This window comes from Aerococcaceae bacterium zg-252 (assembly GCA_016237705.1).
In the GTDB taxonomy this organism is placed as follows: Bacteria; Bacillota; Bacilli; order Lactobacillales; family Aerococcaceae; genus Globicatella; species Globicatella yangjingiae.
On the sequence record CP066204.1, the window covers coordinates 1,755,303 to 1,769,013 of the forward strand.

The window sequence follows — 13,711 nt, forward strand, 5'->3', positions numbered from 1 at the left end:
TCATTAATTGCTAATTTTATGCTGATTGACCTTAAAAGACAGCCAGCCTGCAAAAATAATCACACAGTAACCGATAATACTCACATAATCCGGTACTTGATTTAAGAAAATAAATCCTAATACCCCTGTAAAAAGAATCATTGTATAATCAAATATCGAAATTTGTGCCGCTGGTGCAAATTTATACGCCATTGTAATACCAAATTGCCCAATTGCTGCCATACCACCAACAAACACTAGCATTACAAACGAACGCAGCGACATTGGTTCATACGATAATATTAATTGCGGTAAGCTCGCAATACAAGAAAATAAAGAGAAAAACGCAATCGTAACAGCTGGTGTTACATTTTCATTATTCAATTTACGAACAGTTGTATACGCAGCTCCAGCACTCAAACCACCTATAATTCCCATTAAATACGGAAATAAATCTGTATTGGCTAATGTTGGTTTAACAACTAGTATTACACCGACAAATGCAAAAAATAATGCAACTAAATGTCCACGTTTCATCGGCTCTTTTAAAAATAAGTAAGAAAAAACAAGGGTCGCAAAGGGTGAAATTTTATTCAAAACAGACGCATCTGAAATGAATAAATGGTCCATTGCGTAGAAATTACACCAAATACCAATCGTTCCCAAAATAGAGCGAACAAACAACCATTTCCAAGCAATCGGCTCACCTTTTTGAAACTCACGCACTGGTTGTTTACGATTCGTACGCCATAAGACTATTAAAGCAATGGCTAACGCAACTAAATTTCTAAAAAAACTCTTTTGTATGGTTGGTAATGCCCCTGCTAATGGAATAAATAAATTCATCAAAGCAAAACCAGATGCAGACACTAAAATTGATAGCACACCTTTTGTATAATTCGACATAGCATTTCCTTTCTATAATATAAATAAAAAAGTGGCCTAGAAATCGGATTTCCCATACAGAAAATCACTGTTCTAAACCACTCACGATTAATGATTCGCTTGGGCTGCCGCAGCGTCCAAGCGAATCAAAATGTTAATTATTCACCTTTTTCAGTTGACTTACCGTCATAGAAACCACATGATGAACATACACGGTGACTTAATTTTAATTCACCACATTCAGAACAAGCGTTCATTCCAGGTACTTCTAATTTGAAGTGTGTACGACGTTTTCTTTTAGCTGCTTTAGACGTTTTACGTTTTGGTACTGCCATGTTTTACACCTCCTGATAATTGACTGAGCTTACTCAGCATCATTGTTTGCGTTTAATAGGGACTGCAACTTAGCCAAACGTGGATCAATTTCCGGTTTAGCTGCTTGTTGTTGCTGCTGGTATTCATCTTCGGTTAAGACTGCCCAATCATTACCTTTTGGTAATGTTGCTTGCTCTTCTGTTTCACTTACCACTCGTCGTGGCAAATTCAACAAAATCGATTCAAGAACAGCCTGTTCGAGGTCGATATAATCGTGTTCAAGAACGATCGTAATCTCCTCATGTTCATTTGCATCTACATCATATTCTGGATAGATATAACGTTCCTTAATCGGTACGTTCATCGACACCACTACCGGTTCTAATGTCCGGGTAGACGGTAATGTAATCACTACATCGGCTGTACAATGTAATACGATATCTTGTTCTCGAACAACAAAATAACCTGATACGTGAACGGGTTCTAAATGAATAATTGAAGCTTCTCGCAAAGTCGCTTGCTCCGCTATATCCAATACTTCATCAAATGATAACAGTTCTTGCTTACTTTCACGTAGTTTTCGAATCGTCCATTTCATTTTTATCACCTCTAAAACGACAGTCCTTATTATACATTAAAAAGTCCGTCGCTGTCAATTTTCTCTTTTGCATATTTACGCATATTTTCAAAAAATCGCATGAAATTCAGCAAAAATAACCACATAGATGCCACATGGAGTGTACCAAATGCTTCTCTACTACACTCCCAACGCATGCCTTGTCACTATCTGTTCATCAATCGATTGAACTGAATTTAATTGATAAATACGATCCATACGCATCATCAATTGACATGTTTCATTATAAGATTGTTTCCAATTATTCATAATATGTAGCGACTGTTGACGCAATTCTTTCAAATAACGAGTACTAGTTTGACGATAGGCTAATAATCGTGTCATCGGCTGCGTCATAAATAATTGCTTTTCTCGTTGCATCTCATCTATTGAAATATCACCTAATACAGACATCAATACACGCTGAATCGCTGCTCGTGTCCAGCGTTTCGATACCATACGTGTCACCAAATCTTGCCAACTATTGGCAGCTACTACTTCTTGCAACAACTTGTATTCAATACCCTCTTTAATACCAAAAATCTGTTGCAAAGACATAGGTGTATGTGTCATTAAGCGATAACGTAATAATGGCCAATAGTCCTCCATTTGCACAACCGGTACTTGTTGCAGTGCATTCCATGTTGAACTCGGAACATTCATCGACTTTAATCGCTGCTGTAATACGGCTTTTCTAATTTGAGTAGCACTCATCAATTGTTGCGAATCCGATTGCATAATACGTGGAATTGCATGAGCACTCATTGGTTTCTCTAATTGACGATTCGTTACTAAATATCGCAAGCCTAATTGTTGATTCGCTAAACTCATATCAAAAGCTAACTGCGGAAAACACTGTTCGATTGCCTCAGCATATGCTTTTGCATAACCCATACCTTGATTTAAGCCTTTTTGAACAATATTATCAATCGCAGCCTTTTGCGTCTCAATACTATTCAATAACTGATTCATTTGAACGACAGTCGCTTCTTCTGAGCCAAAATAAAAATCCTGACATTGTAAATGCGACAAAAGCTGCACACCAACTTGAGCAAAATAATCAGCAGATTGCAAACTAGCAATAATAGGTAGTTCAAACACTACGTCTACCCCAGCCTCCACTGCCAATTGTGCTCGAGTCCATTTATCAATAATCGCAAATTCTCCACGCTGTACAACATTTCCACTCATCACTACAACCAAGACATCGCACTGACTACGACGTCTAATCTCATTGAGCTGATAAATATGTCCTGCATGAAGTGGATTATATTCTGTAATTACACCAACTATTTTCATCGTTTCACAACTCTAAAAAACCAACGCTCTGCCTCTTGATGTGTCATCTCATCATAGATTGCTTCGCCAAAATTAACTAATACTTCAACAGAAGCGACTTCATCAATATCAAAAGCAGCTTGATAAACCGATAAGGGATAAGCATGCTCCGTTAATACCACTTCTTCTCGGTCATATCGTCCGTCTTGTTGCTGCATAAATACCGTTAAATAATGTTCCATAGTTAACGTTTCAGCATCAACAGCACTATCCCATAACAATGCAGCCGTTTCGTCTGAATCAAAATAACTAAAACCGTCAAACCCAGTCGTCACTTGATAAGGTGTCCAAACATCAAACAACAAAGTACCACCTGGTGCTAAACGATTTAACATTTGACGAATCGCTTGTTGTACTTGTTCAGCATTTTCTAAAAAGCAAAGTGAGTCTGCGTAACAAGTAACTAAATCGTAATCCGATGCGAAAGTTTCCATTGAAAGCATATCTCCTTGTACATACTGTACAACTTGCCCAGGGTCTTCACTGCGTGCAATCTCAAGCATTTCGTTATCAATATCCATACCTGTAATGCTCGTAACAAATGGTGCTAAAAGGCTGGTAAACCAACCTGTACCACAGGCTACATCTAATACCTTTTGTGGCTGTTGGTCAACAGAATTTAACGTAAAATCCAACCATTGTTCATAGACTTCTAAATCATTAAATCGGTCATATACTTTAGCAATACGACTAAAACTCATTATTCTCACTTACCCATGCAGAAATATCAACCGCTGGCGCATCTTGCCAAATTTTTTCTAAATTGTAGTGTGTACGCTCTGAATAGTAGAACACATGCACGATAATATCAACTAAATCGATTAATACCCATTTTCCACCGTCTTTTCCTTCTACTTGCTTTACTTCAATAGCTGCTTTATGTGCTGCTTCTAATATTGATTGCACCACTGCATCTAATTGTTTTTCATTTCGTGCATGCATGATTATAAAATAATCAGCAATCGGTGTTACACTAGCTACATCCAATGCCATAATATCTTGTGCCATACGGTCATCAGCTGCACGTACGATAATTTCTAATTTTTCTAATGTTGTTTTTGTCATATAAATCTCCTTTTCTAGTTCCAATAAGCTGAAATGATGTCTACTTCAACAGTCTTCTCTGTGCAATATTAGCACACCAGCGACTTTCTCCAGCGTTTTCCCCTCGCTCACACCATGTTGTTTTTAATCCATTGGTTATAAAAATCAATGGTTGGTAAAAATAATGGTTGTTGTTGTTGTAATAAATATTGAATATTATGCGTTAATTTATAGCCTACTGCTTGGTCTAACGATTGCTGCGTTATCTGACGCACTGTTTCGACACCAGGAAAATTACGCCCCGGCTCGATATAATCAGCAATAAAGATAACCGACATCAAAGGCGTCATCGCATGCCACCCAATCGTATGAACAGCAATGGCATTTAAAATATCTTTATCCGTAATCCCATAATCTTGTTTAGCAATAATTGCTGCTGCAAAACCATGCCATATATTGCCACCTGCTTCATTCAATAGTGGATAATTCCAATATTGCTGTGCTAATGCTTTCATCTCATCCAATGGATAATCTTTAGCATAATCATGCATCAAAGCAGCAATACTTGCTTTTTCAATATCAACTTGATTAGCTTGTGCCAATTCAATCGCCGTCTGTTCAACACGCAGCACATGCTGATAGCGACTAGGCTTAATTTTTTCAGCTAAATCCTTTAATAACTCATCACGTGATACTTTAATCCATTTCGTTGAATAATTCATGACTTATCCCTCTTTATACAATTCATGCTGCATGATATATTTTTCCACTGCCAATGGCACTTGGTAACGAATCGACTGTTCCAAATAAACACGTAAACGAATTTCAGTAGAACTCAAGTCAACTAAAGGTGAATCGACCCATAAAATAGAATGACGGCCATTATACGGTGGTTGTCCCGGTCGGCGAACACCAACAAATTGAACTAATTTAGTCAGTTCATCAATTTCATGCCAAGTATCCAAATCATTAGCACTATCCGTTCCTATAATGAAATAAAAATCAGCCTCCGGATATTCTTTTGTAAAATGACGCATCGTATCAACCGTATAATTTTTACCGCCTCGATTAACTTCATAAGGCTGCAACTTAAATAAAGGATTCTCAGCAATCGCTTTTTGTACCATTTGAATACGATGCTGAACGGCAATCGTTTTTTTACCAGGTCTATGTGGAGGCTTAGCTGTCGGCATAAACCATACTTCATCTAATTCAAGCTGTCTTCCAACTTGTTCCGCCATTAATAAATGTCCTAAATGCGGTGGATTAAACGTCCCCCCCATGATACCGATACGATAACGGCCCACATGCGTTGGTTGTAACGCTTCTTGGGAAAATGTTGTTAAATCTACACCTTCTGCTAAGGCAATATCTAATAAGTCTTCCGTTTTTACCGTCATATTTCACCTCTACCTATCTTTACTTCTATATACTTAGCGAATTGCTTTTACCTTTTTAGATAAAACTTGATACTTTTCCTTATCCGATTCACGATATAAAACAGCCGTATGCCCAATCGTTTGTACAACTTCTGCCTCAATGGCATCAGCTACTTCATTGGCAGCCTCTTTAATTTCTTCCATTGAATTTTGTAAAATATTAAACTTTATCAATTCATGCTTTTCTAAAGCTAAATCAATTTGCTCAATGAAATTATCAGATAAGCCTAATTTTCCTACTTGATAATTCGATTTGATTTCATGAGCTAATTTTCTTAAATATTTAACTTGTGCTTTTGTTAATGTCATATTTATTTCCTTTCATCTATATAATGGCATCTCGCATTAATAAAGTAACCCCTTTGGGTACCCATACGTCCAATTCTACTGGAACATTTGTGGTTAGCCACCCTAAACCAGATATAGCCACATCTTGATTTGCTTGTAATTTTAATGATTTTTTTACGAGTGGTGGAAATGTATCCAATCGCTCACTTGACGGTGGGCTTAACAATTCTCCACGATGACGCTCATATAGGGCATCAGCCTCCGATAATTTCGTACGGTGAATGTATAAATCATTCGACACATAAAATGTTAATGCTGCTCGTTGCCCTTTAACAAAATCAATGCGTGCAAGACCTCCTAAGAAAATCGTCTGCTCTGCGTTCAATTGATACGTTTTCGGTTTTAACGGTTTATTCGGCAAGACTTTTCGAATTTCGTCACGTGATAAATAATGTGCTAATTGCGAACGTCGAATAATACCTGGAGTATCAACAATTGCATGGTCTTCATTCATTGGAATCTCAATCAAGTCCAATGTTGTACCAGGATGATTCGATGTTGTAATAATTGATTTCTCGCCACCATAATAACTAATTAATTGATTGATTAAAGTAGATTTTCCAACATTAGTGACCCCGACAATATAAACATTTTTCTTCGTTATCACTCGCTCAATCAACTCAATTAATGGTTCTAGCGTTTGTTTTTTATTCGCACTTGCTAACAAGACATCTTCTGGGTATAAGCCATTTTTGTTTAATACCACTTTAATCCAATGTTTCAAACGCCGTTGATTCGTCACTTTCGGCAATAAGTCCACTTTATTTGCCAAAACAACGAAAGGTTGATTACCAATAAAACGTGACAATCCATGAATTATGCTACCTTCAATATCAAAAATATCAATTACTTTTACCACTAAGGCATCGTCGTCTGCGATTTGGCTTAGCTTTTCCAAAAATACATCGTCAGAAATCTGCACGTCTTGTAATTCATTATAATTTCTCAATCGAAAGCATCGTTGGCAATAAAATTCGCCTTTTTCAATACCTTTTTGTAATGCACTATTCGGTAAGTAACCAATCGCATTCGTATCTTCTGTTTGTATCATTGCACCACAACCGATACATTGATAAGTATTTTCACTCAAGTGTATTCCCCCAATCTTCGTGTCGATTAATTCCAATCGCTCTGTATATTAAACGCTCAATCGTCCGATTTACCCATGTATAAACATTATCTTTCTTGACCAATGGTTTAACCAAAATAATATCCATTTCCATTCGTTTAGCACCTATCAAGTCCGTTAATAGTTGGTCGCCAACAACGATGACTTTCTCTTTCGGCATTTGAAAAAAACTTAGTGCCTGTTGAAACCCAAATTTTCTTGGCTTTAACGCATCTGCTGTATAAGACAAACCTAAAGGTTGCAAAATAGTTCGTGCACGTCGCTCACGATTATTCGATAATATGTATAACTGCAAACCACACTCTCGAGCCTTAGTTATCCATTGCTTCATTTCAGATGTTACGGTCGTGCTATGCGATGCAATTAAAGTATTATCCAAGTCAACAATCGCTGCTCGATAACCACGATTCACCAACTCTATCGGCTGAATATCATAGACTGAGTTAATACGCCATTTCGGCTGTAAATTCATATTCGCTCTATTCTCCTGTTACACTTTACTCTTCAATAGTATATCACAAAACACTCTCTACATATAGTAAACATTTTTGAATGACGAGCCTAACACTTTAATCATTCAGTTGCATATATTTTAATAAAACGTTATAATCTAGTTATCAAAACTAGATAAGGTGATACTATGTCTTCTGCAAAACTACCTTCATGGAATGCACTACCTGACTTAGAATTATATTTAGATCAAGTATTGCTCTATGTTAATCAAGTCGTTGCACCACATATTTCAACTAAAAAAGACAATTTAACAGCTTCAATGGTAAATAATTATGTAAAGCATCATTATATTGCTAAACCCGTTAAAAAGAAATACAACAAGGAACAACTGGCTTACTTAATTGCTATTTCTTTATTTAAAGAAATCTTTGCAATTCAAGATTTAGCCCATATTATTCAAAAATTAAGCACTCTATACGATATACATACGCTTTATGATTCACTGGTACAAGCGATTAATGGCGATGTCCAAACAGAAATAGATCCTTTAATTATTTCAGCTAGCCAAACATTCTTACTACATCAACAAACCAAACAATTAGCACATCAATTGGGGGTACTATCATGAGACGTCAATATAAATTTAGCACACCTTTATCATTTGCTGAAGAAGTCGCCAATAGTGTGACACATGGAATAGGGGCACTAGCCATGCTGATTCTATTACCTATTTCAGCCAATTATGCCTTTCAACATTATGATGTAAAAGCTGTAGTCGGATTTTCAATCTTTATTATCAGCTTATTCTTGATGTTTTTATCTTCTACCATTTATCACGCAATGGGTTATGGAACAACGCAAAAATACGTTTGTCGAATCATCGACCACAGCATGATTTATGTAGCAATCGCCGGAAGTTACACACCTGTCGCCCTATCATTAGTAGGTGGGTGGCTCGGTTACACGATTATTGTGATTCAATGGGGGATTACCTTATTTGGAATCTTCTATAAAATTTTTGCCAGAGAAATTAATGAACGCTTTAGTTTAGCACTCTATTTAATTATGGGCTGGTTAGTTATTTTAATTGTCCCAGTTGTATTGAAAAACGCCACAATGACATTTAGTTTGTTAATGTTAGCCGGTGGTGTAGCCTATACGATTGGAGCTATTTTTTACGCACGCAAACGTCCCTACGCACACATGATTTGGCATTTATTCATTTTACTTGCATCAGTTATGCAATATATTGCGATTGTCTATTTTATGTTATAAAATGCCAACGTACTGATAAAAATAAAAAAGGGTGATTGATTTTTTGAACCAATCACTCTTTTTTAATGGATTAAATTGATGCTACTGCTTTAACAGTCACTTCAATATTACCGTCTACTGCACGTGAGTACGGACATACTTGATGTGCCTCATCTAATAATGCTTGCGCTGTTTCTAAGTCAACACCTTCGATAGCTCCCTCGATAGCAACACCTAATTTTACATCTGGTAATTTACGGTCGCTAACTGCATATAATGAAACATTAGCTGAAATAACAGCCTTACCTTCAATATTACGCTCAGCCATTACAGCACTTAATGCACCATTAAAACAAGCACTATATCCTGCTGCAAATAATTGTTCTGGGTTTGTTGCACCAGCAACTTTTTGTCCTGGTTGAACCACTTGGAAAGCGATTGAGTTATCTGGTGAGTGCACTTCACCAACACGTCCACCAGTATTAATCATTTTTGTTGTATGGATTTTTTTCATTTATGCCACACTCCTTTGTATTTTATACCTTTAGCATAACATGGATTAATTAAAATTCCAAGTATTGTGTTATTACTTCTATTCTTGCACAACAAAAACCACTGCGTCTATTTCCATATAACGCAGCGGCTTAATAAAGGCGTTAAAACCTCTTATTCTGACAATAATTCATAAATTTCCATAGCAACTAAATCAATATCATCAAACTGATAAACACTATTAGTTGCACGGTCTGTCATTTCAAATGAATCGCTCTCTACATAATAAGTAACTAAACATTTTTCCACACCCTCAACTTCAAAACGGCGGGCCTCTACTTCATTTCCTGAGTTGATCATTGATGTTAAACGTTGGATAACACCAGCTAATACAGAAGGTTTCATTGAAACATTCCTTTCTTTGTTAAAGATTTGCTCGGCTAAATACAGCGTGATTCTCCCACTGAACCCTTATAAAAAGCTTACATACAATATGTTATCAAAATCTCCTTAAATTGCAAGAATTGTCCTGTATTTTTTTCAATTTTTTGAAGTTTTATTATCTTTCTGACGAATCTCGCTCCGGTCCTAACACAACATCACGAATTAAATTTTTTAATCGTGGCATTACAATATCCGGAATATTAAATAAGGAGTGCTTTTTCTTACAGGATACTTCTTGATAATAAGACATCACATCATTACCAAATGTTTCTACCGAAATCGCCTGTAAGGCTTTGGTATCAATCGGTGTAATATTTCCAGCTTTCATCTCTTGATGAAAATGAATCGCTGTCTGCGATAAACTCCGTTCCTCATCAAACAACTCTCCAAAACATTTTTCTGGCATCAACGATTCTAAATACGGATTGCGTTTAGCAATAATCGGCAGACGATTAGCAAATGCCTCCAAATACGTTAGCCCTTGCGTTTCCGATTCACTCGCATTCAAATAAATATCGCATAATTGATAGTAATCACTAACTTGACTATGATTGACTTCACCAATAAATTCAATTTTATCCGATGTAGCTTGTGCTTGCATTTCCAAATCTTGACGTGCAGGCCCATCACCAACAAATAATAATCGAGCTTGTGGAATCGACTCTACAATTTCACCAAATGCGTCAATCACTTTGTCTAAACTCTTTTCTTTTGATAAGCGTGATAATGATAAAAAGAGTACATCATCTTCTTGTACACGATATTGCTCTTTTAAGGACTTGACAACGAGTTCATTATAGTCCGGTATTTTAACCCCTGTTGGAATGACACGAATATCGCTTTTAATCCCATATTCTCTCAATTTTGCATACGTCATCTCACTCGGCACAATAATTCCGTCCACTTGATTACAAAATAACTTTGTCAATGCACCAACATGCTTGGCTTGAATCAAATCTCCGTCCAAAATATAATGCGTATATTTTTCATACAAAGTATGATAGGTATGAACCACTGGTATTTTCATACGACTGGCTACATATAATCCACTTAAACCAAGCGAAAATTCTGTGTGTGTGTGAATCAAATCAAGTTTAAAACGTCGAGCCGTCCGTAGAGCCTTATCAAATCCAGCATAAGCGATACGACGATCTTCAAAACTCACAAAAGGAATACTTGGAAGACGAATAATCGTTTCATCTTCACGATCAGCGGCATTCGGATCGGTTGTTGTAAAAATAACCACAAAATGCCCTTGACGCACCAGTTCATCACGCAGCGATTTAATGGATGTCGAAACTCCACTCACCTGGGGAAAATAGGTATCGGTAAATAATCCAATGTTCATACTGTCACCTCTCTCATCTTCAAAAATTACTTCATATTCCATTGAAACGATACGTTAATTGACACAACGTATTAGTGTTCATTTATAACAATCTATCTTAGAAAGTTTCTATGTCGATGAATCGTAATCTTTATCGACTGTGTATTATCATTATAAAAAAATTCATCTGAAATGAAAAGAACTTTCTGGATAATAGCAACAAAATCAAACTTTTGTATGAGAAATTGGGCATTCAATATTTAAGGCAATGGTCGTATAATGATTCACTCGTATAACCTATCCAACTATTTAATTAGTCAAACTTTTTAATAAAGCGACGTTGCATTTTATCGCCAGCATAACCGATATGTTCATAAAACTGATGTGCCTCTTCTCGTTGTGAACCTGAGTTTAACCTTATACCTCCATAATGTTGTTGTTGAGCAATCATTTCAATCCTTGACATTAACGCTTTGCCGATAGACTGCCCTTGATACTGAGCATCCACTGCCAATGCCATAATATTAAGCCATGCTTGTTCAGCCAGTAGGCTATCATAGCGTTGTGCATGGACATAACCCACAACTTGATTATCTATTTCAGCTACAAATAAATAGTGATGATTGGACTCCTGTAACAAAGTAACAATCCGCTCTTCCATTTGTTCTAGCAAAATAGTGTACCCTAGTTCCATTGCATTAATTTTTTGAATAGCCGGTGCATCACTTACTTGTATTGGTCGGATTATCATATTTATCTTCCTTTCCAGTCCGTTCAGCCAACTTTGACGTCCACTTCAATCATCACTTTACGCATACTAGCTACTTTCTCCAGTGGTTCAAAGCTGAACTCTCTCACTCGTACTATATCAAAAAAAAGCCGAGCATGGCTCGACTTTTTCTCTTAATAATTATGCATTTGCAGCTTCAACGGCTGCGTTTACTAGGGCAACAACTTCATCAGCTGTTGTACATTCATTAATTGCTTTATCAGCTAATGCTTGCATATCAGATAAGTTCAATTTACTAATTAAGCTACGAGTTTTTAATACACTTGTAGCACTCATTGAGAACTCATCTAATCCCATACCTAATAATAATGGCACAGCTGTTTGATCTCCCGCCATCTCACCACACATACCTGTCCATTTACCTTCTTTATGAGAAGAATCAATGACATGTTTGATTAATGTTAAGATAGACGGATTATACGGTTGATACAAGTATGACACTTGTTCATTCATACGGTCTGCAGCCATTGTATATTGAATTAAATCATTTGTTCCGATTGAGAAGAAATCTACTTCCTTAGCAAATTGATGTGCCAATACTGCTGCTGCAGGAATTTCAATCATGATACCTACTTGAATAGCATCTGAAACAGCTACACCTTCTTTTACTAATTCTGCTTTAGTTTCATCTAAGATTGCTTTAGCTGAACGGAATTCTGCTAATGTCGCAATCATTGGGAACATAATACGCAAGTTACCATGTACAGACGCACGCAATAAAGCACGCAATTGTGTTTTAAACATATCTTTACGGTCTAATGAAATACGAATCGCACGATAACCTAAGAATGGGTTCATTTCGTGTGGCAATGTTAAGTAAGGTAACTCTTTATCCCCACCGATATCCATTGTACGAACGACAACACCTTTACCTTCCATTGATTCCAATACAGTTTTGTATGCTTCGTATTGCTCATCTTCAGTTGGAAAATCTGATGCATCCATATATAAGAATTCAGTACGGTATAAACCAACACCTTCAGCACCATTTTCTAAAACACCTTTGACATCTTTAGGTGTTCCGATATTGGCAGCTATTTCAACATGATGTCCGTCTTTTGTAACAGACGGTGCAGCCACTAATTTTTCCCATTCTGCTTTTTGTGCATCATAGGCAGCTGCTTTCGCTTGATATTCAGCGATTTCATCTTGCGTTGGGTTCACTAAAACAACACCTTCTAACGCATCAACGATTAATACATCGCCGTCTTTAACGATTTCAGTAACATTTTTTGTACCTACAATCGCTGGTATTTCTAATGAACGTGCCATGATAGCAGAATGCGATGTACGTCCACCAATATTTGTCACAAATGCTTTAACAAATTGTTTATTCAATTGTGCCGTATCACTTGGTGTTAAATCATGAGCGATAACAATTACTTCTTCATCAATTGTTGCTGGGCTTGGTAATTTCACACCTAATAATGCTGCTAATACACGTTCAGAAACATCTTTGATGTCTGCTGCACGCTCTTGCATATAAGGATTATCTTCCATACCAGCAAATAAATTAATAAAGAAAGTCGATACTTGATGTAATGCTGCTTCTGCATTTACTTTTTCAGTTTGAATATGATTTTTTACTTGATCCGTAAATTCAGGATCTTGTAAAACTAATAAATGTGCCTCAAATACTTGCGCTTCTTCTGCGCCTAATGATTCTTTCGCAATATCACGAATTTTTGAAACTTCTGTAATTGCTTGAGCATAGGCAGCATCCAAACGTGCAATTTCTAATTGGCTATCTTCGGTCTGTTTGGTTTCAAAACTTAAATCAGGTTCGGTTAAAAGATAAACAGGAGCAATAGCAATGCCATCACTCGCTGCAATCCCAGTTAGTTTCACTGTACTCATA

The 13,711-nt window shown here is 36.6% G+C and carries 18 protein-coding genes; 2 read left to right on the plus strand and 16 right to left on the minus strand.

All coding sequences use genetic code 11. The features are described 5' to 3' along the window. Positions 1-3: 3 nt before the first annotated feature. From JDW14_08210 to JDW14_08260, 11 genes are all read right to left on the minus strand, one after another. Positions 4-885, minus strand: coding sequence for a DMT family transporter (locus tag JDW14_08210; protein ID QQD65267.1), 882 nt, complete (start codon positions 883-885; stop codon positions 4-6). Between the two features lie 137 nt (positions 886-1,022). Next, the gene (gene rpmF / locus JDW14_08215; GenBank protein QQD65268.1) at positions 1,023-1,199 is read right to left on the minus strand and encodes a 50S ribosomal protein L32; all 177 of its coding nucleotides are present in this window, start codon (positions 1,197-1,199) and stop codon (positions 1,023-1,025) included. A 29-nt stretch (positions 1,200-1,228) separates the two neighbouring features. Further along, the gene (locus JDW14_08220; GenBank protein ID QQD65269.1) at positions 1,229-1,777 is read right to left on the minus strand and encodes a DUF177 domain-containing protein; all 549 of its coding nucleotides are present in this window, start codon (positions 1,775-1,777) and stop codon (positions 1,229-1,231) included. Between the two features lie 159 nt (positions 1,778-1,936). Next, on the minus strand, positions 1,937-3,094 hold the full coding sequence (locus JDW14_08225; protein QQD65270.1) for a nucleotidyltransferase family protein: 1,158 nt from the start codon (positions 3,092-3,094) through the stop codon (positions 1,937-1,939). Further along, complete coding sequence (locus tag JDW14_08230) at positions 3,091-3,834, minus strand: class I SAM-dependent methyltransferase (protein QQD65271.1); 744 nt, start codon at positions 3,832-3,834, stop codon at positions 3,091-3,093. Before JDW14_08230 ends, JDW14_08225 begins: the two co-directional genes overlap by 4 nt. Further along, entirely contained in the window at positions 3,824-4,198 is a 375-nt protein-coding gene (rsfS, locus tag JDW14_08235; GenBank protein ID QQD65272.1) for a ribosome silencing factor, read from the minus strand. Before rsfS ends, JDW14_08230 begins: the two co-directional genes overlap by 11 nt. A gap of 107 nt (positions 4,199-4,305) precedes the next feature. After that, positions 4,306-4,899: a bis(5'-nucleosyl)-tetraphosphatase (symmetrical) YqeK gene (gene yqeK / locus JDW14_08240; GenBank protein QQD65273.1), complete on the minus strand. Its 594-nt coding sequence runs from the start codon at positions 4,897-4,899 to the stop codon at positions 4,306-4,308. 3 nt (positions 4,900-4,902) lie between these two features. Beyond that, entirely contained in the window at positions 4,903-5,577 is a 675-nt protein-coding gene (locus JDW14_08245; protein QQD65274.1) for a nicotinate-nucleotide adenylyltransferase, read from the minus strand. Between the two features lie 33 nt (positions 5,578-5,610). Then, the gene (gene yhbY / locus JDW14_08250; protein QQD65275.1) at positions 5,611-5,925 is read right to left on the minus strand and encodes a ribosome assembly RNA-binding protein YhbY; all 315 of its coding nucleotides are present in this window, start codon (positions 5,923-5,925) and stop codon (positions 5,611-5,613) included. A 16-nt stretch (positions 5,926-5,941) separates the two neighbouring features. Next, on the minus strand, positions 5,942-7,069 hold the full coding sequence (gene yqeH / locus JDW14_08255) for a ribosome biogenesis GTPase YqeH (protein QQD66540.1): 1,128 nt from the start codon (positions 7,067-7,069) through the stop codon (positions 5,942-5,944). Beyond that, positions 7,047-7,565, minus strand: a complete 519-nt coding sequence (locus JDW14_08260; GenBank protein QQD65276.1) for a YqeG family HAD IIIA-type phosphatase — start codon at positions 7,563-7,565, stop codon at positions 7,047-7,049. Before JDW14_08260 ends, yqeH begins: the two co-directional genes overlap by 23 nt. Before the next feature lie 168 nt (positions 7,566-7,733). On the opposite strand from JDW14_08260, the gene JDW14_08265 reads away from it, so the two are divergent. Then, complete coding sequence (locus JDW14_08265; protein QQD65277.1) at positions 7,734-8,174, plus strand: DUF1836 domain-containing protein; 441 nt, start codon at positions 7,734-7,736, stop codon at positions 8,172-8,174. After that, positions 8,171-8,821 carry a hemolysin III family protein gene (locus JDW14_08270; GenBank protein ID QQD65278.1) on the plus strand — a complete coding sequence of 217 codons (651 nt, stop codon included), beginning with the start codon at positions 8,171-8,173 and terminating at the stop codon, positions 8,819-8,821. The genes JDW14_08265 and JDW14_08270 overlap by 4 nt, the downstream gene beginning before the upstream one ends. A gap of 70 nt (positions 8,822-8,891) precedes the next feature. On the opposite strand, the gene JDW14_08275 is transcribed toward JDW14_08270, so the two are convergent. From JDW14_08275 to ptsP, 5 genes are all read right to left on the minus strand, one after another. After that, the gene (locus JDW14_08275; GenBank protein QQD65279.1) at positions 8,892-9,314 is read right to left on the minus strand and encodes an Ohr family peroxiredoxin; all 423 of its coding nucleotides are present in this window, start codon (positions 9,312-9,314) and stop codon (positions 8,892-8,894) included. A 152-nt stretch (positions 9,315-9,466) separates the two neighbouring features. Then, the gene (locus tag JDW14_08280; protein QQD65280.1) at positions 9,467-9,697 is read right to left on the minus strand and encodes a YkuJ family protein; all 231 of its coding nucleotides are present in this window, start codon (positions 9,695-9,697) and stop codon (positions 9,467-9,469) included. A gap of 154 nt (positions 9,698-9,851) precedes the next feature. Further along, a complete protein-coding gene (locus JDW14_08285) occupies positions 9,852-11,084 on the minus strand; it encodes a glycosyltransferase (GenBank protein ID QQD65281.1) in 1,233 nt (410 codons plus the stop codon). A 292-nt stretch (positions 11,085-11,376) separates the two neighbouring features. After that, positions 11,377-11,814 (minus strand): GNAT family N-acetyltransferase, encoded by a 438-nt coding sequence (locus JDW14_08290; protein ID QQD65282.1) that lies wholly within the window; start codon positions 11,812-11,814, stop codon positions 11,377-11,379. 159 nt (positions 11,815-11,973) lie between these two features. Beyond that, positions 11,974-13,710 (minus strand): phosphoenolpyruvate--protein phosphotransferase, encoded by a 1,737-nt coding sequence (ptsP, locus tag JDW14_08295; protein QQD65283.1) that lies wholly within the window; start codon positions 13,708-13,710, stop codon positions 11,974-11,976. Position 13,711: the final 1 nt, after the last annotated feature.